Here is a 25,667-nt window from a genome sequence, read left to right on the forward strand (position 1 = left end):
TAAATAAACAATGAAATCAATTTCAATCCCGCTAAAACTGATAAATTTACAAGATGACGGTTTCCACCTTTTGGTAGAGGTTGTTGTTTTTAAGGAAAAACATTTTGCTGTTTTAGATACCGGTGCCTCGCGAAGTGTGTTCGATAAATCGTTGATTGAGCAACACCTCTCTGAAACGCTTCAGGTATCAGAAGAAATTAATGCAGCCACCCTTTTTACCACCACTACAACTATCCAGGCGACAATCCCTGAGCTAAAAATCGGATCGTTAAAGATCAAAAACTACGAAACCGTGGCTTTCGATCTGCAATCGGTGAGTGATACCTACCAACAGTTTGGTCACCCGCCTATTATGAGTATTATTGGCGGAGATATATTAATGGAATATAAAGCCGTTATTGATTACAAAAAGATGATCCTTAGGCTTTATAGATAATGTAATTTTACTTTATGACTTTAATCATTTTTATTAAACTATTTTAAATGATATTTGAACCCGATGAAAAAGCTAATCACAATCTTTTGTGTCATTTTCTGGGCAGGTTTAATCGGTGGAATTAGTTTTTTAGAAGCTCCATTAAAATTCCAGGCTCCGGGGATTACAATCCCTCTCGGCCTAGGTATCGGGCAATTGGTTTTTCAGGCGCTCAATAAAATAGAGATCGTATTGCTGATTATTATTTTAGCCTGCTCCCTACCCACACCTTTAAAAAACTTTCACAGTATTTTACTTTTCTCAGTTACTATTCTTTTAATGCTAGATACTTTTTGGCTATTGCCAATACTCGATGAAAGGGCAAAACTGGTTTTGGCAGGCAACATACCAGCTAAAAGTTATCATCATATTGTGTACATCATTGCCGACATCATCAAATTCCTATCGTTAATTGTTCTGGGTTTTGTAAGTTTAAAATCACTTCACCATGAAAAAAGATATTCATAATAGAGAAGATATTATCCTTTTAGTGGATACGTTTTATAAAAATGTTGCGCTTAACAAACAGATAGGTCCAATATTTACCGATGTTGCAAAAGTAGACTGGTCTCACCATTTGCCAAAAATGTACGATTTCTGGGAAAGTATCCTTTTCGGAAAAGCAATTTACAAAGGCAACCCCATGCTTACCCATTTTGCCTTAAATGAACAAACACCCCTGCAAACCGAAGCATTTGAAACCTGGAAAAATCTCTTTTTCCAAACTGTCGACGATCTTTTTGTAGGAGAAAATGCAGATCTGATTAAACAAAAAGCACAATCTATTGCCGATTTAATGCATTTTAAAATAAATTCGCCACAATCGAAGATCAAAATTGTTTAGTGAATTTTACTTTGATTTAAGCTGGTTTCTTTATAAATTTAGGTAACCAAACTAAATTAAATTATGAAATTCCTCAAAATCTTACTTGGCATTATTGTCGTATTGGCAATAATTATTATTGTGGGTGGCTTCTTTTTGCCTAAAAGTTATACAGTTAGCAGGTCTACTGTAATTAATGCTCCAGACAGCGTAATTTACAAGAATGTGGCCGACTTTAAAGAATTCTACAAATGGAATCCATGGGCAAAAATGGAACCTTCAGCAAAAACCACATACGCTGGCATCGCGGGCGAGCCTGGTCATTTGTATGAATGGAAAGGTAAGGAAACAGGAAGCGGCTATATGAAGATAAAAAGTGTAGCACCTAACAAACAGGTAGATATCGAATTAAAATTTATTGAGCCTTTCGAAAGTTTAGCGGATACAAAATTCGACATTCAGCCAGAGGGAAGCAGCAATAAAGTAACCTGGACAATGAGTGGTGAAAATAACCTGATCAGTAAATGGATGTGTGTGTTTGTGAGTATGGATAAAATGATCGGGAAAGATTTTGAAGATGGGCTAAAATATTTGAAGGAAAAATCGGAGAAAGGAAGTTAAAACGCTGTATCATCCTGAGCGAAGTCGAAAGATTGCCATGAATACAAAGAAAGCACGGAGTATTATCATTCTGGGCGCAGCGAAGAACCCGACAGCCCTGTGAAGCAAATCTTTTAAAGATGGAAGCCTAAAGCGCAAGAAAAACCTTTGCGGACGCTGTGACATTCCTCCGTTCCCGCTGTGGTTAAAACATAACTGGCCTCTCATTTGAGAGGCTTTTTTATGAATCAATTTCCGATAATTCAAACAATTGTGTCGGCTCTGCGTTAAAAAAGCATTAAAAATCAACTAACCAGCGATTAATATTTTGTAATTCCCCATTTTTTAGATTACTTGCCAGCAAAATGAATTTATTACTTGTAGAAGATGAACCGAGTGTTGTATCTGTAATTTTGAGGGGTTTAACCGATGAGGGATTTACCGTGAGTATAGCGCCTGATGGTTTAATCGGAAAACAGATGGCCATAGAAAATCAGTTCGACCTGATTATTCTCGACATTATGCTACCTGGAATAAATGGTTTGGAACTCTGTAAAATCATTAAAGAACAAAAACCAAATACACCTATTATTATGCTTACGGCTTTGGGTACTACAGAAAATGTAGTAAACGGACTGGATAATGGTGCAGATGATTATTTAATAAAGCCATTTAAATTTGCTGAACTTTTTGCCAGGATCAGAATGCTGTTGAGGCGATATCATGGTGTGGTTTCGCAAGATCAGATTATCTCTATAGCAGACCTCCAGATTAATTTAAGCGCAAAAACGGTAAAGCGTAATCAGCAAGAAATTGTACTCACCGCAACCGAATATCGCTTACTTGAATATATGGCTAAAAACAAGGCCAAAATTTTATCGCGGATAGACATTTTAGAAAACGTTTGGGATATCGACTTTAACCTTGGCACCAATGTGGTTGATGTTTATGTTAATTATCTTCGGAAAAAAATAGATAAAAATGCAGACCAAAAGCTTATTCATACCGCAGTAGGCCTAGGTTATATATTAAAGGAAAAATAAATGGAGATAGCCAAGAAAATCACCTTACTTTTCGCCATTTTATCGGCAATTATTATTTCCTTATTAAGTGGTTTTGTTTGGTATTTTTCTAACGACTTCGCCTTTGAAGATTTTTATAAACGTTTAGAGGCCAGGGTTAATATTGCTGCCCAGATTAAATTATACGAAGACGAAAATAATAAGGTTTACGCTAAAATGCGCAACCAATACCTTGAGCGACTGCCTTCAGAAAAAGAGTATATCATTGAAGCTGGAAAACCAACCAATAAATTGGACCGAGAGCTACCAGCTAGTTTTTATAACCGCATAAATGCCGGATATGTGGCACGCTATCGTGTTGAGAATCACTTTTACGCTGGAAAATTCTTTAAAAATCCACACAAAGGATATATAGTAATTGTTTCTGCAAATGATCCCTTTGGCTTTCGGGAACTAAAAGACCTGCAAAGAATCCTGATTATTGGCTTTTTTCTTTCTGTTGTTTTATCTTTTGTTGTTGGCTGGAAATTTTCTAATTACATGTTAATGCCCTTAAGAAATATAATCAAGAGCGTAAAAAAGATAAAAGCAGAAAATTTGCATTTAAGACTGGATGTAAAAGAAGGCAACGATGAAATGTCGCAGTTGGCCCAAACCTTCAACAATATGCTTAACCGTTTAGAAACTGCCTTCGAAACACAAAATAACTTTATCAGCAATGCTTCGCACGAATTAAGAACACCATTAACCATTATTAGCGGCGAGGTTGAACTGGCGATGAAAACCGTTGAGGATAACCCTAAACAGCACAAAGCCTTATCTAAAATTAAAGACGAGGCAGAAAGATTAGAGCATATCTTAACCAGTTTACTGGGGCTGGCACAATCTGGATTTAATGGAAAAAACCAACCCTGGGAAGAGGTACGGATGGACGAACTGTTATGGGAAATTAAAGAATCAGTTAACCAGGTACATCCCAACAGTAAAATAGAAATCGACTTTACCAAACTTCCTGATGATGATGACTTACTAACCCTACGGGTAAACAAAAATCTGATTAAGCTTGCCATCAGCAATATTGTAAACAATGCCTGTAAATACTCAAATGAGAATCTGGTAAGCATTAGTATCGAAAGCAATGCCAATATGCTCTCAATTGCTGTAACAGATAGAGGAATTGGAATACCGCAAACAGATATACAGCATATATTTGAACCTTTTTACCGTGCATCTAACACCAATGATTTTAAGGGATATGGCGTTGGCTTACCGCTTTCATTGAATATCATCCGTTTACACCGGGGTAGTATTGCTATTAAATCGCAGGAAGGAGTTGGAACTGAGATTAAGGTTTTATTGCCTGTTAAAGGTTGATTGGTTCATTTGTCATTAGTTCATTAGGTTCCTAACTACAGAAAATTGATTATCCTTTAATTTTCTGGACACAGGAACAATTCTCTAACTAAAGCTCTCGCTATAGGCTATTGAACAAATAAACCATTGACCAATGAACTATTGAACTTTACTTCAAATTCTAATCTCATTTTAATCTTACTCTTATTTCGCTATAATAACATCACGCTAAACTTGTATAAATAATTTTTCAATTCATTTAAACAAGATATAGCGATGAAAACAGTATTAGTACCAACCGACTTTAAATTAGAAAGCATTAAAATTATTGATGCACTTGTTCAACATCAAAAAAATGAAACCTTAAACATCATTTTTGTACATGCCTTTAAATTATCGGATTCTATAACCGATATGTTAATGTTGAGTCGCCGCAGCCGCGATTACGAAAATGTTAGCGACGAATTTTATCAGCAGATAAATCAGGCCAAGGCCAAATACCCTAGTCAGATCAATGCCATTGGAATCGAATATTTTTACGGAAGTACAGTAGCCGCTTTCAAAAATTTTATCGAAGCTTTTGATGTAGAGCGCATTGCTTACTTAAAAGAATACGATTTTACACCGATCAATAAATATAGCGTAGACCCTAAAATATTAACAGCACGTGCAGGTTGCGAAGTAATTCAATTAAATACATTAACTGTTCATGCCAGTGAAAATTTAATTGACACAAAAATACACGAAACACAGTTGCAGGAAGCAAACGCTTAATTATCACATTTTAAACTTTATATTATGCTGTTACGAAATAATATTCCGCTCACTTATATATTCGGGAAGATCAAAAAAGAACTCCTGTTTGTTATTGGCTACTCCATAGGCATTGTGGTGTTGTATGAAAACTTTCATGTTACACGCATTTCCATTCCTGTAGCTGTACCAGCGCTACTGGGAACAATCATTTCACTTTTATTGGCGTTCCGGTCTAACCAGGCTTACGATAGATGGTGGGAAGCCAGAATTCTTTGGGGTGCTATTGTTAACGATTCCAGAACCCTGTCGCGCCAGATATTATCTTTTGTAGAAAATCCTTACGGCTTAGATGAGGTTGAGGCATTTAAAGAACGTTTTATAAAAAGGCAGATTGCCTGGTGTTATGCCTTAAGTCAATCGCTAAGAGGTTTTAACCCACGCAAAGGTTTGGAAGAATACCTGTGTGCAGAGGAAATCGCTTTTATTAAAAAACGCAAAAATGTAACTACAACGATATTGGAGTTACATGCTATGGATTTAAAAAAGGCATTGCAAGAAGGCTGGATCAATAAATATCAGCAAATAGAAATCGATAAAACCATTACAGCTTTATGTAACCACATGGGCGGATCGGAAAGAATAAAAAACACGGTTTTTCCGGTTACTTATAGCAAATACATTAACATGTCTATCCATTTATTCATCGTGTTACTGCCTTTTGGCTTAATTGAATACTTTGGTTACATGGAAGTTCCATTAGTGGTTGCCATAGCTGCTTTCTTCCTATTGGTAGAAAAAATGGCGGTGCATCTTCAGGATCCTTTTGAAAATAAACCTACAGACACCCCAACCACAACGATCTGCAGAACCATTGAACGCGATCTTTGTCAGATGTTGGATGATAATAAAATATACGAGGACAAACCTCAAACCGAATTGGCACCTGTAGGGTCATATTACATCCTGTAATAATCATTGCCATAAAATAATCTCATCCATTGAGATGGTTAGTTAATCAAAATGTATTTGTACTGGATAGCACAATCATTTTGAAAGGTTTATAGTGATACAAAGCCACTCATAAACGGGATGGCTTTGTTTTATTGTGAAGTCAGCTGTTACCATCTGACTTATTACAATTAAATTCATCCAAACCAGAAAAATTCAAAATGGTGTAAGATGGTAACATCTTAGACCACGATCCAACAAAAAACCCTCTTCAAGTTTAATCTTGAAGAGGGTTCATTTATTTCGCTATCAGCTTTTTCTTTAAGCTTTCAACTCAATTAAGCATCAATTTTCGCATATTTTGCATTACGCTCAATAAACTCTCTACGTGGAGCAACCTCATCGCCCATTAACATAGAGAAAGTATGATCGCATTCTGCAGCACTTTCAATAGTAGCCTGTAATAAAGTACGTGTAGCTGGGTTTAAAGTAGTATCCCAAAGTTGTTCTGCATTCATCTCACCCAAACCTTTGTAACGTTGAATGTGTACGCTATCTTCTTTACCATTCCCTTTAATGCGTTGTACAGCCGCATCGCGTTGTACATCATTCCAGCAATATTCGAAATCTTTACCTTTTTTAACCTGGTAAAGCGGTGGAGATGCAATGTAAACATAACCGGCTTCGATTAATGCCCTCATATAACGATAGAAGAATGTTAAAATCAAAGTGGTAATGTGAGAACCATCAATATCCGCATCCGTCATAATTACGATTTTGTGGTAACGTAATTTTGTTAAGTTTAATGCTTTATCATCTTCAGGTGTACCAATACTCACCCCAATAGCGGTAAACATGTTTTTGATCTCATCATTCTCATAGATTTTGTGCTCCATCGCTTTTTCTACGTTCAAGATTTTACCTTTTAGCGGTAAAATAGCCTGAATGTTCCGATCACGACCTTGCTTAGCGGTACCACCCGCCGAGTCACCCTCTACCAGATAAATTTCACATTTTTCAGGATCACTGTCTGAGCAATCGGCCAATTTCCCTGGCAAACCAGAACCACCCATTACACTCTTACGTTGAACCATCTCACGCGCCTTACGTGCTGCAGCACGGGCCGTAGCGGCTAAGATCACTTTGTTAACGATCATTTTTGCCTCTTTCGGATTTTCTTCCAAATAAGCACCTAAAGCTTCGCCAACAGCAATATCAACCGCACCCATTACCTCGGTATTACCCAGTTTGGTTTTGGTTTGGCCTTCAAATTGAGGTTCTTGTACCTTAACCGAAACCACAGCTGTTAAACCTTCTCTAAAGTCATCACCAGTGATTTCCATTTTCAGGTTTTTCAATAAGCCAGATTTATCGGCGTAACTTTTCAGCGTACGTGTTAAACCTCTACGGAAACCTGCAATGTGTGTACCTCCTTCGTGTGTGTTGATGTTGTTTACATACGAGTGCACATTTTCTGAGTAACTATCGTTGTACTGAAAAGCCAGCTCAACCGGAACGCCATTTTTAATACCATCAATATAAATCGGTTCTGGTAAAAAAGATGCACGTGTTCCATCCAAAAATGTAACAAACTCTTTTAAGCCACCTTCTGATTCAAAAACTTCTGATAAAAAAGTACCATCGTCCAATTTTTCACGCTCATCGGTTAACGTTAATTTAATTCCTTTATTCAGGAAAGCCAGCTCACGTAAACGACCAGCTAAAGTATCGTATTTATATTCAGTAGTTTGTGTGAAAATGGTAGCATCCGGACTAAAAGTTACGATGGTACCGCGTTTATCGGTTTCACCAACTTCTTTAACATCGTATAAAGGTTTACCGATGTTATATTCCTGCATCCATATTTTACCTTCGCGGTGAACTTCGGCTTTTAAATGTGTAGATAAAGCGTTAACGCAACTTACCCCCACACCGTGCAAACCTCCAGATACTTTATAGGTATCTTTATCAAATTTACCACCCGCGTGTAAAACCGTCATTACGATTTCAAGCGCCGATTTATTTTCTTTTGTATTGATCCCGGTTGGAATACCACGACCATTATCTTCAACCCTGATGGAGTTACCCTCTAAAATTCTAACGTCGATTGTATCAGCATGACCGGCTAAAGCCTCATCAATTGAGTTATCTACAACCTCGTAAACCAAATGGTGTAAACCTTTTACACCAGTATCACCTATATACATTGAAGGGCGCTTACGCACCGCTTCTAAACCTTCTAAAACCTGTATATTATCTGCCGAATAATTTGACTTTAAATCCTGTTCTTCGCTCATATTTTAATTAAAAACAATAAGTATCAAAAATACGGAAATTTTGGCATTTAAACTAATATGTGGATAAATTTTGAGCTGTTAAGAGATTACAGTTAAAGCGATTAAAACAGGTTTAAATCAGGTTTTGGAAAGCAAAACCAGCATTCCAATCCATGCCTCTTCCCGCTTTCCATTATAAGTCCCGCAGAAGAAGCGGGAGCTTTCCATTTCAATCGGGTTTAGGTGGCCACAACCTGCAAATATTATAGGATTATCGCACCAGCCCACCAAACGTTCCAACGGAACGAAAACGCCAATTATTCAATTGGCTACCCACGAAACGCCCCTAAGGGACGCTAAGGATTAAGATTCTAATCCGACCACCCGTTCCAGAGGAATGCCTTATGGGTAGAAACGTTTGGTGTTATGAAATTTGCTATTGCCACCCTTGCAACCCCTAATAGCCACTACCAGCCGTGCCACCTAAACCCGATGGCAGCGGGCATGAAATAAAGCGGACAGCGGGACGAACAACGGTTTGAAATACTGACCTTGCTTTTCAAATCACCAATATCATATTGCGCGGCTAGTGGTAGGCGCTTAGCTTTGAGTAAATTAAACGCTTTACGCACTACGCCAAACTCAAAATCTCTCTTGTGTTGCGATAGAGCTTTCTTTAAATTGGATATAAAAACTAATTTATATAAGTTTGCTAAAATTTATTAAACAAGAATGGAAAGAAGAACCTTTAAAACCTTTGGTTTACTTGCAACAGCAACTTTGATAACTGCTTTCTCTGCATGCCAGAACAAAGACACTAAAACTACTGAAACTAAAAAAACAGAGGGTACTACTGCAGCGGTTTCTCAAACTGAGAAAATTGTGTATGTAAACTCCGACTCGTTACTTACAAAATATGAATACTTCAAAGACCTAAAAGTGAAATTTGAAGGTAAGACCAAAAATGCTCAGGCAGACATGCAAGCTAAAGGTCAGGCTTTTCAAAGAGAAGTTGCACAATACCAACAATCGGCACAAACTTTATCGGCCGATCAACGTAAAAGCACTGAAGAGCGTTTAGCACGTAAACAACAAGAACTACAAACTTACCAACAAAATGCTGGTGGTGCTTTACAGAACGAGCAAGCTGCTGAGAATGAAAAACTTTATGATAAAGTAGCCGATTACTTAAAAGGTTACGCTAAAGAAAAAGGTTATAAAATGGTTTTAACTTACTCAAAAGGTAACAGCGCTATTTTATTTGCCGACGAAAGTTTAGATGTTACTTCAGAAGTAATTAAAGGCTTAAACGCAGAATACAGCAAAAAATAAGCGAATAGCCATTAAAATATAAATGCCCCGTATAAATCGGGGCATTTTTTTTGTGCTGTTTTTATAAAAGATCAAATTAATATGGACAATCAACATCAGGAATATATGCGGATGGCAATTGAGTTATCTGTACAAAATGTAAGCGAAAGCATTGGTGGGCCTTTTGGAGCTGTAGTGGTAAAAGATGGGAAGTTGATTGCTAAATCGGCAAATAAGGTAACCTCTACCAACGATCCAACTGCGCATGCAGAGGTTTCGGCAATCAGGCTGGCCTGTACCGAATTAAATACTTTCGATTTAAGTGGCTGTGTAATTTATACCAGTTGTGAACCTTGTCCGATGTGTTTAGGCGCCATTTATTGGGCAAGAATTGATACGATTTATTATGCAAATACCAAGGCTGATGCCGAACACATTGGTTTTAGTGATAAATTTATCTACGAAGAGCTAGACAAGCCGATGGAAAACAGAAGCCTGCCGGTTATCCAGCTGATGCGCGATGAAGCACTGGCAGCTTTTAAGCTATGGGAAACCTCACCAATGAGGATAGCATACTAAAAAAAAAAGGTGCCGATAATCAGCACCTTTTCTGTTTGGAAATCATTGTTTATTTGCTCGATTCTTTTCCTGCCAGCAAGCCGATCATCGAGTCTATTTCTTTCACCACACCATCATCAGAGCCAGAAAAACCTACTGCTTTAAACCTGATATTACCATCCCCATCAATCACAAATTTGGTTGGGATTCCATCAACTTTATAGGCGCTTACCACATCAAATTTGGAAGGGTCTTTTACGTTTTTGGTATCATACAGCACATTAAAATTGTATTTTTTTGCAGTAATAAAATCAGTTACCAATTTTTCTCTATTCTCTTCTGTTTGCCAAGTATTTACAAACAGGAATACCACATTTGGATTACTGGCGTATTTGTTTAAGGCTTTTTGCATGCCTGGGAAAGAAGACACGCAAGGTCCGCACCAGGTTGCCCAATAATCTAAAATTACGATCTTTCCTTTCAAACTGGCTAGACTTACGGTTTCGCCTTTAAGGTTGGTTAATGAAAACGCAGGAGCTGGAATATTAATCATTTTTTTCACCCATTCTGCGCGCTCTTTTTCTAATGCTGCTTTTTCTAAATTGGCCAGGTAATTTTCATAAGTTCCATCTTTCTTTAGTTTAGTATAAAGCATTTTAAATTCGTTTTTTAGCGAATCATTGCCTTTACCCTCTTTAATTAATTTCTCAGCCTCAGTATAAGCTTTATCATCTTGGCCATCCTTAATTAAATAAGTTACATAACGTGAAGATACATCGGGTGGAACTGTTGCATATAAAGGAATGGCCTTCTCTTGCATAGCTAAAGCCTCTTTAAATTTTCCCTGATGATATAGCAACAGTCCATAAGTATCAGCATACATGCCATAAGCGCCGTCTAAATATTTGAGGTATTCTTCTTTAGTGTTGTAATATTTTGGCATCTCATCATTTCTTGATGCTTCTATCAGTTCTAGCGATTGTTTTGAAAGCTGAGCAGCAAGCTCGATATTCTCTTTTTTCTCAGCAGACGGCCAGGCAAAACTATTGTTATACAAACTCGCCCTGCTCATTTTATCGGTGACCTTCTTGGCGTAATCCTGAAATTTATCCAGATCTTTAGCTTTTATAGCGCTGTTAGCCAACATACTATAAATTGAGTTCAATCTACCTGCATCTACTGTTTTACCTGGGTCAAGTTTAAAGGCGGTAATCATTTCTTCGGCCTTTTGTATTTGTGTGGCAAAATCTTTTGTACCATAAAGTGAATTCATACCATCATTCCAGGCGTAATTCCCTGTAGGGTATTTTTTAATTATGATGGCTTTAACAGAATCTGCCTGAGTTTTTTTCTTTAATAGTGAATAAAGGCTTAAAGCTGTACCTAAATCTTCTTCTTTTGGTTCTTTTAGTTTCGTTAATGCAGAAATATTTTCGTTGATTAGTTTTGTTCCTTTGTCTTTATCTGCTTTGTACTCGAGCGATAGATATTGATTTAGATTTTTCTTTTTCAGCTCGGGTTTTAAAGCAAAAGCTTGTTTATACAGGGAAACGGCCTTTTCAGGATCGATAGTAAGACCCAAATAGTAATTTCCTGCCAATCCGTACAAAAAAGCTTCGTTAAGATAAGCTTCAGCTGGCACTTTCCCTGCTTTAGTGAATTCTAAAACATAACCGGCAGGCGCTTCATCTTTTTTATCACCTACCGAAAAAGCAAGTCCAACTATGGTAACGCTATCCGGAGTAGAAATTTCTCCCTTATAAACTGTTCCGTCTTTAGTGAGTTCAATTTTAGTGCTTTTGGGATTCGATTTTGAAAAAAAAGTATAACTGGTACATTTTACATCAGCCAAATTTTCGAGATTGGTCCCCTTGGGGTCGTAAGTAAATTTAACTGTACTTCCTGCTGCAGGCGTATTAGCAGAAAATTTCACGCCTTGTGCATTTGCTACCCCAGCAGCAAATATGAGTAAGCATAATAATTTTAAGGTTTTCATAATGAAAGGATTAAGTTTCTATCAGGTAACTAAATATATAGTTTATTCTTTATTCTTCAAAGTTATTTTATATTAAATTTTAAGGAATAATTATTGTAGTAATTAAGCATGACCTACGAACAAAAAATAAAGGGTGAATTAGATTTCTGGAGGTTTAAAACCTTGCAGAAACCTTCTCTTTTGAATAAGGTAACCGATAAAGTTCAGAAAAAAATTAATAGTTATATCCCTGATAAGGTTCATAACGCGATCACATCCGCCATTAAACAGATGGTTAAGGCTGTGCTTTTTGGTTCAACATTTACCACATCAAAGCCAATTACCGATTTAACCTTGATGCACCGCGAGGCATTAATTAAGCAAAAAATAGAAAACTATAAAAAAACAGGTGCTGCAGAAGGCGGAATTACAGGTGCAGGAGGTTTTTTAATGAGCCTGGCAGATTTCCCCTTATTGCTGGGCATAAAGATGAAGATGCTTTTTGATATTGCCGCAGTTTACGGATACGATGTTAAAGATTACCGCGAACGTTTATATATTTTACACATCTTCCAGCTGGCCTTTTCAAGCAAAGAAGAAAGCCAGAATGTATTTATGAAAATGCAGGATTGGGATGATAAAGCCCATCAATTACCTACCAATATTGATGAATTTGACTGGCTTACCTTCCAACAGCAATACCGCGATTATATTGATTTAGCCAAACTTGCACAGATGCTTCCATTTGTGGGTGCAGCAGTCGGTGCAGTGGCCAATTATAAACTGATCGAGAAACTGGGCAGAACGGCTATGATAAGTTATAGGATGCGGTATTTTAGTTTGCAGTATGCGGTGATCAGTACGCAAACTGAAAACCGTAAACTAGAAACTGGCAACTAACTAATCCTCCTCTCCGAACATCCCGCCGATCAAATCGTCCGTTTCCCGCCGATCTTTTTTAGTCGGACGGCCAGTACCTCTATCCCGTTTTAGATTTGGCGCATGGAACATCGATTTAAAAGCATGCGTTTCTTCAACGGGCGTTAGATCTTTATACTTTGTTAAGGCTGTTGGCGAATCTGTTCTGTTATACGAAAGTTCTACCACTTCGATAATTTTCTTTTCAATCCCTTTCGATACCTGATAAACTTCACCCACTTTCACAATAGCAGAAGGTTTAATATTCTGCCCTTTGAGTTTCACCCTTCCTGCTTTACAGGCATCGGTGGCCAGGCTCCGTGTTTTAAACAACCTGATCGCCCATAAATATTTATCTATCCTAAGTTTTTCTGTCTCTGTCATAAAATTCAAAAATACATAATTAGGTTAATTCCTATGTTGATTAATTGTAGAAACTGGTTAATCGGTTAGCTGCAGAATGCGCCTAACCGCAGTTAACCTAATTCATAGGAATTTAACAATTAAGCACCCCGTAGGCTCAGTTAACCAATTCGAACGATTAACCAGTTAACCTATCTACAAAACAATTTAAACAATTAACCATTTAATAAGCAAAAATTGATTTATTTTGCGTAAAATTTAAAAACATCATGTATTCAGATTTAAAGAAATTAATTGAAGCCGCTTGGGAGGATAGAACCCTTTTAAAATACAGTAACTATTGCGAAGCCATTGAAGCCGTTATTATGGGCCTTGATAAGGGTGAAATCCGTGTTGCTGAGCCAGTTTTAAACTCTTGGGGCATTAATGAATGGGTAAAGAAAGCCGTAATTTTATATTTTCCGATTCGCGAGATGAAAGAAATTAAAAGTGGTCCTTTCGTTTACCACGATAAAATGGATTTAAAAACCGATTATAAAACAACTGGTGTACGTGTTGTGCCTATGGCAAGTGCACGTTATGGTGCGTTTTTAGCAAAGGGTGTAATCATGATGCCATCGTACGTAAACATTGGCGCTTACGTTGATGAAGGTACTATGGTTGATACCTGGGCAACTGTTGGTTCTTGTGCACAAATTGGTAAACGCGTTCACTTAAGTGGTGGTGTGGGTATTGGTGGTGTTTTAGAGCCTGTACAAGCTGCTCCGGTTATTATCGAAGATGATGCATTTCTAGGCTCAAGGGCAATTGTGGTAGAAGGTGTTAAAGTAGAAAGAGAAGCTGTTTTAGGTGCTAATGTGGTATTAACTGCATCAACTAAAATTATTGATGTTACCGGCCCTACACCAGTAGAATATAAAGGAATTGTTCCTGCACGTTCGGTAGTAATACCAGGAAGCTATACTAAAAAATTCCCTGCAGGCGAATTCCAGGTACCCTGTGCTTTAATTATTGGTAAACGTAAAGAAAGTACAGATAAGAAAACTTCACTTAACGATGCGTTGAGAGAAAATAATGTAGCGGTTTAAGCTGAAAGCACAAAGGTGAAAGCTGAAAGCGAAACTCAAACTCAAAAAGCCGAAAGTACTGAACTTGAGCAATCAAGCTTTAGTCTTTCGGCTTTAAGCTTTTCACTTAAAATTGGATACGATGGCAAGCGCGCTGCCAATAACTTAACAGGATTAGGTAATTACAGCCGGTCTTTAATTGAGCATTTGGCACATCAGTTTCCTCAGCATCAGTATTTGGTGTACGCTCCAAAAGTAAAGTCTGCTAAACAGATTGATGCTTTTCTCGAAAATGAAAACATCGAACTGAAGCTTCCAAAAAACGGGACTTTTTTATGGCGAAGTTTAAATATCCTTAAAGATTTAAATCAAGATGGTTGCCAGATTTATCATGGGCTCAGTCATGAAATTCCATTAGCCATACAACATACCCGGATTAAATCGATCGTTACCATTCATGATTTAATTTTTCTTCGCTTCCCTCAGTATTATAAATTTATAGACCGGAAATTATACGAGTGGAAAAGCAAATCTGCATGTAAACGGGCCAATAAAATTATCGCCATCAGCGAAAAAACAAAAGAAGACATTATTGATTTATACGGGATCAGTTCTGAAAAAATTGAGGTAATTTACCAAAGCTGTGATGACAGTTTCAAAACACCTTTTGCTAAAGAAACCTTAAGCCGCATTAGGGCAACTTATAAACTGCCTGAAAAATACATCCTAAACGTTGGTACCATTGAAGAGCGTAAAAACCTTAAATTAGCTGTTCAGGCTTTAAAAGAGGTTAATGAGGCGTATAAACTGGTGGTAATAGGTAAACAAACGGCTTATTTTAAAACCGTTGAGAAAGAAATAGAAAAGCTCGGCCTTAAAAACAGAATTCTATTCTTAAAAAATATCCCTTTTGCCGATCTGCCCGGTATTTATCAAATGGCAAATGTTTTTGTTTATCCTTCCTTTTACGAAGGTTTCGGCATTCCGATTATCGAAGCCCTCTATTCTGGGGTTCCCGTAGTTGCAGCAACTGGGTCATGCATGGAAGAAGCTGGCGGACCAGGTAGCTTATACATTTCACCTGATGATGCTAACGGACTTGCAAAAGCCATTAATCAAATTCTTGAAAGACCGCAGCTCCAAAAAGAGATGAAGGAGAAAGGACTGGAATTTGTTCAAAAATTCAACGCCCCTATTGTTACGCAACAATTAATGGATTGTTATTTGTCTCTTTAATAGAAACTGCTAAGCCTCCAATTTAAACCTGACTTTCGCGGAAAGCCCGCAATCCGATCCTTATCGGATGAGGACTTGCAGCATTGGCAGGACTAACACTAATAGTACCACAGTCCCTGCTTTTCAAATAAAAAACTTGTTTTCTAGTAAAAAAATAGTGCTTTTAGACGATCTTAAGTAACCCCAGCTACAAAACATAAAAAAAGGGCCGGAATTTATTTAAAAATTCAACAGCCCTCTGATTTTACTCAGCAATTAACGAATTGCTATTTAGGTCTTTTAACCTAACGGCCCAGCTTTATTTAGCAGCAGTAACCGTTGGTGGATATTGCGCCAATATTTCTTTTACGCCTGTATATAAACGTTCTTCTCTTTTGTTAAAGCTATCTAAGTTAAAACCAGATCCCTGTCCGTGCCAGAATAAAATCTTTTTAGCAGGGTCCAAGAAATCGATAATGATTGTACCCTCAATATATTGGTTTACATAGGTTCCGCCGCCGCCCCAGAAAGGGTTTCCCCAGCCGCCACGCCAGCCCCATCCCCAGCCACCGTAGTAACCTGGGCCATAAACATCGGTTTTTTCCCGGGCAACTACCACCAAATTCACCAATAAATCAGGTCGGTCTGATTTGGTAAATCCTTTGGCATTCATTTCAGATTCAACCGCGGCTATTAATCTGCGTTTATCCAGATTGTTAAGCTTAACCCTTGCTATGCCTTTATCGTAAAAATTGTAAGTTTTGTAACCGCTTAAATCAACATTTTTATCATAATCTGATGCGGTGCGGAGTGTTGTACATCCTGCTAATGCCAATACTACTGTAAAAAGCATTAATAATTTTTGTGCTGTTCTCATTTTTGTGCGCTGTTGTGTAAATAACCTGATTAAATATAACGATTTTGACAATCAAAAAAGGAAAATCATTTATATTTTTTACAATCAGATTGTTATCTGTAAAACGATTTCTATTAATTTATGTTTTGCCTTATATCACTCAGACTAAATATTTTACAATTGGATTAAATCGTTGAATCAGTATACGGGCGGGTATTCTATAAGATCTGTTTTACAGCCAGGTGTCAGATAGAAATATTTGACACCACAGGAAATACATATAAAGATTATTTAACTTCCTCTTAATAAATTAACTTTGTAAAATGCTAAGAGACGAGATTAACAAAGCTTTTGAAGTATTAAAATCAGGTGGTGTTATTTTATATCCAACAGACACCATTTGGGGCTTGGGCTGCGATGCAAGCAATGCCGATGCGGTAGATAAATTATTGAAGATAAAAAACCGTCCTGCCGAAAAGAGCCTCATTGTGTTATTGGATGTAGACAGCAAACTGCAAAGTTATGTTGCCGAAATACCTGATGTGGCTTACGATTTAATTGAATATGCTGAAAATCCTTTAACCATTATTTTCTCTGGAGCAAAAAATTTAGCCCAAAATGTAATCAATGCTGACGGAAGTGTGGGGATCAGAATCGTTAAACACGATTTTTGCACACCTTTAATCCAACGCTTTAGGAAACCTATAGTTTCTACCTCGGCAAATTTAAGCGGACAGCCTTCACCAAAATTCTTTGACGATATAGCCCCCGAAATTATTGATGCTGTTGATTATGTGGTAGACTTTGAGCAGGAAAACCGGACCAACAGAAAACCATCAACCATTATGAAACTTTCTCCGGGTGGACAGTTTGAGTTTATTCGCAAGTAATTTTATTACTTTTGTAATTCTTATTGTCATCCTGAGGCACGAAGGATCTGTTTCATAGCTCGCAGATGCTTTCTATCTCGGCGTGACAAAATAACTAACTTGATGCAGCAACACCTACAAAACCCAATATTTAAAACCTTATCCACCATTGCCGATAAGAACAATACCGAAGCATATGTAATCGGAGGCTTTGTTCGCGATTTATTTTTAGAACGCACTTCAAAAGATATTGATGTTGTTGTTGTGGGCAGTGGAATAGAATATGCTGAAGCCGTTGGTAGAAAACTGAACACCAAAGTTGCTGTTTTTAAAAATTTTGGCACAGCAAATATTAAATATCAGGATTTAGAAGTCGAATTTGTAGGCGCCAGAAAAGAATCTTACCGTTCTGATTCACGTAAACCCATTGTTGAAGATGGTACCTTAGAAGATGACCAGCTGCGCAGAGATTTTACCATCAATGCTTTAGCAATCAATTTAAATGCCGATCATTTTGGTGAATTATTAGATCCGTTTGACGGGATTAAAGATTTAGAAAACAAGCTCATCCGTACCCCACTCGACCCGGAAATTACTTTTTCTGACGATCCTTTGCGCATGATGAGGGCGATCCGCTTTGCTTCGCAGCTTAATTTCAACATCGATCCGGTTGCCCTAAATGCCATTAAAACGCAAAAACAGCGTATTACCATTGTATCAAAAGAGCGGATAACAGATGAGATGAATAAAATCATCCTCTCAAAAAAACCTTCTATAGGCTTCAAACATCTTTTTGATACAGGCTTATTGCAGCTCATTTTCCCTCAAATGGCACAGCTTTATGGGGTAGAGATTATTAAAGGAAAAGGTCATAAAGACAATTTTTACCATACACTTGAAGTATTAGATAACATTTGCGCAGACACTGACGATTTATGGTTGCGTTGGGCGGCGATTTTACACGATATTGCCAAACCTGCCACTAAACGTTTTGAAGAAGGCCACGGCTGGACATTCCACGGACATGAAGATAGAGGCGCCAGAATGGTTCCGAAAATATTTGCACAGTTAAAACTGCCTTTAAACGAAAAGATGAAGTATGTGCAAAAATTGGTACAGCTTCATTTACGTCCGATTGTTCTGGCGCAGGAAACCGTTACAGATTCTGCGGTAAGGCGGTTACTTTTTGATGCCGGCGAAGAAATTGAAAGTTTAATGCTGCTTTGCAATGCCGATGTAACGACTAAAAACGAATACAAAAAAACAAAATACCGAAACAACTTTGAGCTGGTTAAACAAAAGCTAAAGGATGTAGAAGAACGCGATAAAATTAGAAACTGGCAGCCTCCTATTTCAGGAAACGATATCATGGAAACTTTCGGTCTTGATGCAGGAAAAGAGGTTGGCTTAATCAAAAATGCCATCCGTGAAGCCATATTAGAGGGCGAGATTACAAACGACTATCACGAAGCATTTAATTTTATGCTAAATCAGGCAAAACAAATGGGATTAAATCCTGTTAATAAATAATTTAATTGCTAAAACACTACAATTAGGCTGTCTTTTATGCCACCTGATATTTGTGGTAATTATAAATTAACTTTATTTTTACGGTTCCAAAACACTATAATGGCTATTTATAAATTTAGAATTACTTTCGAAGATTTTGATGATGTTGTAAGAGAGATCGACATTAAATCAAACCAAACATTTGAAGACCTGCACAAGGCTATTCACAGATCTACGGGTTATAATGCCGAAAAATCTTCCTCTTTTTACGTAAGCACCGATAATTGGTTAAAAGGTGATGAAATTGCTTATTTACCAAGTGAGCGTAAAAAAGACCGTGTAGTTTTAATGGAGAATTCTAAATTAAGTGGTTTTATTGAAGATCCGCATCAAAAGTTTTACTATATCTACAATTTCGATCGCCCTTATGATTTTCATGTAGAGCTGGTAAAAATAATTTTAGATGCCGATCCAAATATCGAATACCCATTTTTAGCTAAAAGCAGTGGTGAGGCACCAAAAATAATGGAGCAAAACAGCCCACAGGCCGTTGATCCAAGAGGTGCAGCAGCGGCGGCAAGCGAATTTGATTTCTTAAATGAAATGAACTTTGTACCAGAAGACACCGACGAATTGGAAGCCATGGGCGAAATGGGGATCAATACCGAAGAGCGGGAGGAAGATGAAGAAAGCGAAGAAGACGAATTCGGCGACGAATTTTCTGATAGTGATAACTTCGAAGATGATAGCCACAAAGACGACTATTAATTCACCATATCATCATGTTGCCCAGAACCTTCGGGATCAGCACTAATTGAACGAATTATTATCCATACAAAGTCAGATGCATACATCTGACTTTTTCTTTTAAAATGTTATGCTTACCGCAGATCAAACTATTAAAAAATCAAAAACCTTAATTTCTATTGTTGGACCCACCGCAATAGGAAAGACGGCTTTGGCGATACAATTGGCACAACATTTTAATACAGAAATCATTTCTGCCGATTCCCGCCAGTTTTTTAAGGAAATGGCCATAGGAACCGCAAAACCTGATGCAGACGAGTTAGCAGCGGCAAAACATCACTTTATTGATTCACATTCGGTTTCACAACTGTTCAGTACCGGCGATTTTGAGATAGAAGGGCTAAATATCCTCGATCAAATTTTTAAAAAACACAATCTGGCCATTATGGTTGGAGGTTCGGGTTTATATGTTAATGCCTTAATTAATGGCTTGGATGAAATGCCAGATATTGATTTAGCCATACGTGAAAGGCTCAATAAACAGTTTGAAGAAGAAGGATTATCAAGTATCCAAAAACAGCTGGCAACATTAGATCCTGAATATTTTGCAAAGGTAGATCAACAAAATCCACAAAGAATGATCAGGGGTTTGGAAGTATTTTTATCAACCGGACAAAAACTTTCGTCAATGCTTTCCGCTACAAAAAAGGAAAGACCATTTAACATTATCAAAATAGGTCTCAATACCGACCGTGCTATCCTTTACGACCGAATTAACCGAAGAGTTGATAAAATGATTGCTGATGGTTTAGTAGAAGAGGTAAAATCGCTAATACCCTTTAAAAAATATAATGCTTTAAACACGGTAGGCTACAGTGAGCTTTTCGACTACCTAGATGGAAAATTATCTCTTGAAGATGCCGTTTCGGCAATCAAACAAAATACGCGTCGCTTTGCCAAACGCCAACTCACCTGGTTTAGAAGAGATGAAGAGATCAATTGGTTTGAACCTATTGAAAAAGAAAGGGTAATCAATTTTATCCATGATAGGCTAAATGAAAAAAGGTCCTAACAGCGTTAGAACCTTTTAAAAATATAAAAATCTTTTTGAATTAATTTGGGAATTTCACGCCTCTGTATTGCGTAATATCAATGTTTGGTACAGTAGAACCGTATTTAGCATTAATGGCATCTATAAATACATTGGCAATTACTGCATTTCCACGCGGCGTTAAGTGAACACCATCTAAAGAGAATGCGCCACCGGTAATAAATGAAGCATTGATACCAACTCCCTGAACATTAATACCTGTTTTAACCTGATTAAAATAAGCATAAGTGTCTGCAATGGCTAAACCTTTGCTTGTGGCTAAAGATTTAATGCTGCTATTGTAGCTATTTACATAATCTTTTAATTTAATTACTTCATCCTTATCTAATACCCATTTATTTTCAATCGGATTCAATGGGTGCAAACCATAAGGAATGCCAGAACCATTTGGTTTTCCAAATATGCCTTCTGATTGAAACGGTAAACGGATTAAATCTTCAGCAGTTGCAGGCCTTACCGCACCTGTTCCTGTTTGAATATAAATAGCTGCCGCTGCAGGATTAATTGCTTTGGCAGCATTTAATAAAGCTGCTACGGTAACTGTATTAAAATAAGGGATTGCAGTTACATCAGGAATAGTACCAACTATACCCTTTTGGCCAGCTGCAGTTAAAACATTTAAAAAATTAGCATATAAAGAAGAAAAAGTAACCTTATCTGTTAAAGCCGTTGTAGGATCGGTAGATACGGTAACTGCACCATTTAAAGCGTAACCCAATACATCATTATTTCCAAGCCAAAGCGAGAAAAAAGTATGATTTCTTCCCTGAATAAACTGAAAATAATTGGTTTTACCTACCTGAGCATCTGGCAACAAACGCTCGAAATAAGGATTTGCAGCACTGAAAGTAAGCGTTGGATCGAAAGCCAGATCAACACGCATTCCAGGTATACCCAAATTTTGGATTTCGCCATTGTATTTGTCTAAATGCTTCGCTGCATCTCTTATAGCCAGTTTATCAACAACAGGAGTTAAAGTTGGGGTACCATTAACCAGTGCTGTTAAAGAAATATAACCTGAGCCATTTGAATGTTCTTCGCTAAAAAACGGAGAGGTAAATGCTCCTCCACCTACTGTGGCCATTTTTGCAGCAATTAAGTTTGGATAAGCAACTTTTTGTCCTTCCAGATATAAACCTCCATCAGCATATCCTGAAGTTAAGGAGTTACCCACAGCAATGTATTTACTAAAATTAGCTTGTCCGGCAGTTGTACCTGCAGGCGTTTCTATTTCGGGTTTACATGCTGCTGCAAAAAGGATGATAGCAGCAACGAAACTATTTAATATATATCTTTTCATTTAAATTTCTCCTACCATTTATAAGTTAATGAAATACCTGGTGCATAAACCAAAGTTTTAAAGGTACCATCCAGGCCCGTTTCAATATTCTTTTGTTTACGCGATTTAACATCTTCAAAAAAGAACGATGCGTTAACTTCAAAATGGCGGGTTGGCGTATAACCTAAACCTGCACTTAAAATGTATCGGTCAGCATCAGGAGCTTCAGGTGTTACGTATCCATCCTGTACTGGAGAAAAGGCATAACCAACACCTGCTCTTAGTGCTAATTTCTCTGAGGCCTGGTGGTTAATACCTAATTTAAACGAAGAACCATCACGATAATTGCGCGCTGATTTTGTATCAACGAGCGCAGGTGTATTGGTAGCATAATCAAAAGACAAATCCTGATAAATATGCCATTGTACCCAACTTGCATCAAAAGCTAAAACTGTACTTTTTGACAATGGAATACCTATACCTAAACTTGTGGTAGCTGGTAAGGGTAATTCGGCGTTAAAGGTATTTCCTGCTGGAAAAGATCCTTCTAATGACTTTGGGACCTCAAATTCTGCTGAACCACCGTCAAGTTTCGTAATTACCTTCGATTTATGTACGAGTGCAAAAGAGATATTGCTTAATGTTTTGATATATAAACCCGCATTCCATCCATAACCTGTTCCGGTACCATCTAAGGTTGCTTTTGCCGAACGACCGTCGGGGAAATTTACAGGAATAGCTCTTTGAAGATTTACATCTCCGTGGTTATAAACAAAACCTGCACCTATACCAATACGATCGGTAATTTTTATACTTAATGTTGGTTGAAAATAGATTGCTTTTAAATTTAATGAGGTTAAAGCATACTTACCAGACCAATTATCGCCCCAATCTACTAAACCGCCAAAAGGCGTATACACACCTAAACCTAACTTCCACTTATTTGATTTCGGCCCCCACACCGCATAAAACTCGAAAGGAGGGGCAATTTTGTTCTTCACATCCTCTGTAACATTCGAACCCGTTTGTTTAAAAGCGGATTTAAATAATAATGGGTTTACACCTGCTGAAACTGAGTTTTTCTCTAAGAAAGTTACTGCACCGGGATTATAAAATACGGAAGCCTCGTCTAAAGCCAATGCAGAACCTGCACCTGCCATACCAATTTGTTTCTGTCCTTGTAAATTAACCTGGAAACCCTGCCCCAAAACCCAAAGTGGGGCAGAAAGTAATGCGCTCAATAAAAATTTTTTCATCTATAAATGGTTATACACAAATATATACTATGCTAACATAGCAAACAAATATTTGTTTGTAAGATTTTGAATAGTCTTACGCTTGAGCGGTTGGCCCGCCGAAGCCCATAGGAAAAGGTGGTTCTTCTTGAGTTTTAATACGCCCGTTTACAGCTTCGAATTTCTGAATATTATCTTCCAACGCTGATAATAAACGTTTTGCGTGTTCTGGAGTTAAGATAATTCTTGATTTAACTTTTGCCTTCGGAATTCCCGGCATTACACGGATAAAATCTAATACAAATTCGGTATTAGAGTGGGTAATGATGGCTAGGTTAGAAAAAATTCCCTCAGCAATTTCTTCTGATAACTCTATATTTAATTGATTCTCGTTTTGTTGTTCTTCCATAATGGCTCAAAAATAAAAAATTCCACTGCTTAAGCGGAATTTAAAACATAATGTTTGAAATAAAATTAAATTTTATGGCGCTTTAAATTTATTTTTCTAAAAAATCTAACTCCGAAATAGCCAATGCTTTTTTATTACCTGCAATAACCATTGCTTTTACTGGTATATATTTTGCCGGAATTCACAATACACCAAGCAGATCATCAACCCTACAAAAAAGCATTTGGCTTCATCTATTATTTGTTTAGCAGCGGTTTTACGCGTTTTAAAATTTCATCAGCAGTAACCGTTGATAAAGATTTTAAGTTGAAATTTTCTAAAGCTTTATTCAATTCCTCTAGTGCTGCTGTATTCTTGTTTTTGGCATAAAGTGCCTGCAGCTGTTTAATTTTCTCGAAATCCTGTCCACCTTCAATCAATTTTTCAAACCTGACCGATGTTAATGGTCCAGGATAAACCTGATAAGTATCGCCAGCGGGCCATGCTGTAAAACGCGTATCGGTTAAAGGATTTTTGGTCCAGCTGTTATAAGCCCAACGCAAATAACCATCCATGTTTTTATTGGCGGTATACCAACCCATCCATACCTGTTCTGCAGGCGAAGAGAAACTGAATGCATTTGGGTAAGGTTCGGTACAGCAAGTATACCAGGTACTGGTTTTACCTTGCTCGTTACGTTTTTGCAACACATCAGCCGGAAATTCCCATTTTGAAGCAATACAATAATTATCGATATCTTTTTCGATTTCTTGATGGTATTCACCAGCTAAAGCGAGTTTCCATTTCGGATCAACACTTTTTAATAGTTTAATTACAGCCTGCATAGCTTTCATCGGGCGCTCATCCATAGCGATATAAGTCTTCTCGAACCAGTTCTTAGCTTTTAAATGTTTGGTGAAATCGGTCAGCATGTTCTTCCAAAAAGCATCGTAACCAGGAGTACCGATGGCTTCTGTAAAAACAGCTTCTTTCTGTGTACTTTCATCCCAATAGGTAAAAGCAATTTTCCACGGCACCATACTATAGCAATTAATACGTTGATTTATGCCAGTGGTCATTACAAAAGCAATGTATCTATCAAATAGGCTATAATCGTAAAGCCAACTGCCATCTTTTTTCTTTATCCATTTGATTAAACTTGGATAATCATCGTAGGTTTGATGCCCCCAGGGTTCGTTTACAATACTTGCTGTAATGGTTTTCTGTCCGGCATTGGCCAACATTGTATAATATGGTTTCATTAATACAAAATGTTCGTCGCTCCATAATTTTACATTATGTGCCCGGGCAATAGCAGCGGGATGCTGCCATAAATCTAAATCATATTTCCACTCACTTGGAGGTGGCAAAGTTTTATCGAGTACCTTGATTTTAATGCGCAAATTGTATTCCTTCTCCCCTTTAATTTTGACTGTTCCAGCGTAACTTCCGGCTTTTACATTCACAGGAACTTTTATACTTAACCAAACTGGTTGTGTATTTTTAGCATTAATGCCGATCGTATTAAGTTTGGTATCGATCAGGTCTGCTACATACGATGAATCAAAATCTGCAGCTTTACGGTAGCCACAGCCATCTCTAAACTCGTCGGTAATTACATATCTAATTATACCTGAAGTAATGTTTTCTTTTTTTATGCTATTACCTTGTTGATCTTTGAGATCAGAAACCTGAATACTGATGTTGGTATGCTTAGCTTTTGTCCAAAGCAACAGCTGGGTATGTACTTTTTCTCCTTTCCAGGCAGCAGTATTCCATGTATTTTGAATTGAAATGGCTGGAGGTACCTCTTTTGCAAACCTGAGGTTACTATTAGCAAAACTAACATTTAAACCTTCAGAGGCATTATTCCACTCCTTATTTATAGCTTCGCTATCTGGCAATTTTGCTTTTTGTAAGGCCAGACTAACATCCTGAGCTGCGCTTGTTAAACCCAAGCCCATGATTAATATCACAGATAAAAACTTCATAAACCTAAGTTAATCAAACCTA

Annotated in this window: 25 protein-coding genes; 17 read left to right on the forward strand and 8 right to left on the reverse strand. The window is 37.5% G+C overall.

Features of this window, described 5'->3' with window-relative positions:
• Positions 1–10 precede the first annotated feature (10 nt).
• The 8 genes from LQ227_RS03230 (at position 11) to LQ227_RS03265 (ending at position 5,998) form a co-directional block, all read left to right on the forward strand.
• Positions 11–436 carry an aspartyl protease family protein gene (locus tag LQ227_RS03230; RefSeq protein ID WP_230143529.1) on the forward strand — a complete coding sequence of 142 codons (426 nt, stop codon included), beginning with the start codon at positions 11–13 and terminating at the stop codon, positions 434–436.
• A gap of 63 nt (positions 437–499) precedes the next feature.
• Positions 500–943 carry a hypothetical protein gene (locus LQ227_RS03235; RefSeq protein ID WP_230143528.1) on the forward strand — a complete coding sequence of 148 codons (444 nt, stop codon included), beginning with the start codon at positions 500–502 and terminating at the stop codon, positions 941–943.
• Positions 924–1,319 (forward strand): group III truncated hemoglobin, encoded by a 396-nt coding sequence (locus LQ227_RS03240; protein WP_230148213.1) that lies wholly within the window; start codon positions 924–926, stop codon positions 1,317–1,319. Before LQ227_RS03235 ends, LQ227_RS03240 begins: the two co-directional genes overlap by 20 nt.
• Positions 1,320–1,382: 63 nt before the next feature.
• Positions 1,383–1,919, forward strand: coding sequence for an SRPBCC family protein (locus LQ227_RS03245; protein WP_230148214.1), 537 nt, complete (start codon positions 1,383–1,385; stop codon positions 1,917–1,919).
• Positions 1,920–2,263: 344 nt separating this feature from the next.
• Positions 2,264–2,941, forward strand: coding sequence for a response regulator transcription factor (locus LQ227_RS03250; protein WP_230143523.1), 678 nt, complete (start codon positions 2,264–2,266; stop codon positions 2,939–2,941).
• Positions 2,942–4,294 carry a HAMP domain-containing sensor histidine kinase gene (locus LQ227_RS03255; RefSeq protein ID WP_230143522.1) on the forward strand — a complete coding sequence of 451 codons (1,353 nt, stop codon included), beginning with the start codon at positions 2,942–2,944 and terminating at the stop codon, positions 4,292–4,294.
• Positions 4,295–4,549: 255 nt separating this feature from the next.
• Positions 4,550–5,047 (forward strand): hypothetical protein, encoded by a 498-nt coding sequence (locus LQ227_RS03260; protein WP_230143520.1) that lies wholly within the window; start codon positions 4,550–4,552, stop codon positions 5,045–5,047.
• A gap of 24 nt (positions 5,048–5,071) precedes the next feature.
• Positions 5,072–5,998 (forward strand): bestrophin family protein, encoded by a 927-nt coding sequence (locus LQ227_RS03265; protein ID WP_057932456.1) that lies wholly within the window; start codon positions 5,072–5,074, stop codon positions 5,996–5,998.
• A gap of 317 nt (positions 5,999–6,315) precedes the next feature.
• Here the strand turns inward: LQ227_RS03265 and gyrB are convergent, their stop codons facing one another.
• On the reverse strand, positions 6,316–8,274 hold the full coding sequence (gyrB, locus tag LQ227_RS03270) for a DNA topoisomerase (ATP-hydrolyzing) subunit B (RefSeq protein ID WP_230143518.1): 1,959 nt from the start codon (positions 8,272–8,274) through the stop codon (positions 6,316–6,318).
• 711 nt (positions 8,275–8,985) lie between these two features.
• On the opposite strand from gyrB, the gene LQ227_RS03275 reads away from it, so the two are divergent.
• Both LQ227_RS03275 and LQ227_RS03280 read left to right on the forward strand, forming a co-directional pair.
• A complete protein-coding gene (locus LQ227_RS03275; protein WP_029279685.1) occupies positions 8,986–9,585 on the forward strand; it encodes an OmpH family outer membrane protein in 600 nt (199 codons plus the stop codon).
• Positions 9,586–9,666: 81 nt separating this feature from the next.
• Complete coding sequence (locus LQ227_RS03280) at positions 9,667–10,143, forward strand: nucleoside deaminase (protein WP_230143516.1); 477 nt, start codon at positions 9,667–9,669, stop codon at positions 10,141–10,143.
• 49 nt (positions 10,144–10,192) lie between these two features.
• Here LQ227_RS03280 and LQ227_RS03285 read toward each other — a convergent pair whose 3' ends face one another.
• Positions 10,193–12,118 (reverse strand): redoxin domain-containing protein, encoded by a 1,926-nt coding sequence (locus LQ227_RS03285; RefSeq protein ID WP_230148216.1) that lies wholly within the window; start codon positions 12,116–12,118, stop codon positions 10,193–10,195.
• A gap of 108 nt (positions 12,119–12,226) precedes the next feature.
• On the opposite strand from LQ227_RS03285, the gene LQ227_RS03290 reads away from it, so the two are divergent.
• A complete protein-coding gene (locus tag LQ227_RS03290; protein ID WP_230148218.1) occupies positions 12,227–12,997 on the forward strand; it encodes an EcsC family protein in 771 nt (256 codons plus the stop codon).
• Here LQ227_RS03290 and LQ227_RS03295 read toward each other — a convergent pair whose 3' ends face one another.
• Entirely contained in the window at positions 12,998–13,399 is a 402-nt protein-coding gene (locus tag LQ227_RS03295) for an RNA-binding S4 domain-containing protein (RefSeq protein ID WP_230143512.1), read from the reverse strand.
• A gap of 248 nt (positions 13,400–13,647) precedes the next feature.
• On the opposite strand from LQ227_RS03295, the gene LQ227_RS03300 reads away from it, so the two are divergent.
• Together LQ227_RS03300 and LQ227_RS03305 are read left to right on the forward strand one after the other, a co-directional pair.
• Entirely contained in the window at positions 13,648–14,466 is an 819-nt protein-coding gene (locus LQ227_RS03300; protein ID WP_184469604.1) for a 2,3,4,5-tetrahydropyridine-2,6-dicarboxylate N-succinyltransferase, read from the forward strand.
• A gap of 15 nt (positions 14,467–14,481) precedes the next feature.
• The gene (locus LQ227_RS03305; RefSeq protein WP_230148220.1) at positions 14,482–15,681 is read left to right on the forward strand and encodes a glycosyltransferase family 1 protein; all 1,200 of its coding nucleotides are present in this window, start codon (positions 14,482–14,484) and stop codon (positions 15,679–15,681) included.
• A 298-nt stretch (positions 15,682–15,979) separates the two neighbouring features.
• On the opposite strand, the gene LQ227_RS03310 is transcribed toward LQ227_RS03305, so the two are convergent.
• Positions 15,980–16,537: a DUF4136 domain-containing protein gene (locus LQ227_RS03310; RefSeq protein ID WP_215129341.1), complete on the reverse strand. Its 558-nt coding sequence runs from the start codon at positions 16,535–16,537 to the stop codon at positions 15,980–15,982.
• Positions 16,538–16,839: 302 nt separating this feature from the next.
• Between LQ227_RS03310 and LQ227_RS03315 the strand changes: the two genes are divergently transcribed.
• From LQ227_RS03315 to miaA, 4 genes are all read left to right on the forward strand, one after another.
• A complete protein-coding gene (locus LQ227_RS03315) occupies positions 16,840–17,406 on the forward strand; it encodes an L-threonylcarbamoyladenylate synthase (RefSeq protein WP_230148222.1) in 567 nt (188 codons plus the stop codon).
• A gap of 102 nt (positions 17,407–17,508) precedes the next feature.
• Entirely contained in the window at positions 17,509–18,915 is a 1,407-nt protein-coding gene (locus LQ227_RS03320) for a CCA tRNA nucleotidyltransferase (RefSeq protein WP_230148224.1), read from the forward strand.
• Positions 18,916–19,014: 99 nt separating this feature from the next.
• Positions 19,015–19,662, forward strand: a complete 648-nt coding sequence (locus LQ227_RS03325; protein ID WP_029279704.1) for a hypothetical protein — start codon at positions 19,015–19,017, stop codon at positions 19,660–19,662.
• Positions 19,663–19,771: 109 nt separating this feature from the next.
• Positions 19,772–20,713 carry a tRNA (adenosine(37)-N6)-dimethylallyltransferase MiaA gene (gene miaA / locus LQ227_RS03330; RefSeq protein WP_230148226.1) on the forward strand — a complete coding sequence of 314 codons (942 nt, stop codon included), beginning with the start codon at positions 19,772–19,774 and terminating at the stop codon, positions 20,711–20,713.
• Positions 20,714–20,753: 40 nt separating this feature from the next.
• Here the strand turns inward: miaA and LQ227_RS03335 are convergent, their stop codons facing one another.
• The 4 genes from LQ227_RS03335 to LQ227_RS03350 form a co-directional block, all read right to left on the reverse strand.
• Positions 20,754–22,052, reverse strand: coding sequence for a G-D-S-L family lipolytic protein (locus LQ227_RS03335; RefSeq protein ID WP_230148228.1), 1,299 nt, complete (start codon positions 22,050–22,052; stop codon positions 20,754–20,756).
• 11 nt (positions 22,053–22,063) lie between these two features.
• Positions 22,064–23,287, reverse strand: coding sequence for an OmpP1/FadL family transporter (locus LQ227_RS03340; RefSeq protein ID WP_230148230.1), 1,224 nt, complete (start codon positions 23,285–23,287; stop codon positions 22,064–22,066).
• Positions 23,288–23,363: 76 nt separating this feature from the next.
• On the reverse strand, positions 23,364–23,675 hold the full coding sequence (locus LQ227_RS03345) for a DUF3467 domain-containing protein (protein ID WP_029279713.1): 312 nt from the start codon (positions 23,673–23,675) through the stop codon (positions 23,364–23,366).
• A gap of 236 nt (positions 23,676–23,911) precedes the next feature.
• Positions 23,912–25,645 (reverse strand): DUF4091 domain-containing protein, encoded by a 1,734-nt coding sequence (locus LQ227_RS03350; protein ID WP_230148232.1) that lies wholly within the window; start codon positions 25,643–25,645, stop codon positions 23,912–23,914.
• Positions 25,646–25,667 lie beyond the last annotated feature (22 nt).

The sequence above is a fragment of the Pedobacter sp. Bi27 genome (assembly GCF_918698255.1).
In the GTDB taxonomy this organism is placed as follows: domain Bacteria; phylum Bacteroidota; class Bacteroidia; order Sphingobacteriales; family Sphingobacteriaceae; genus Pedobacter.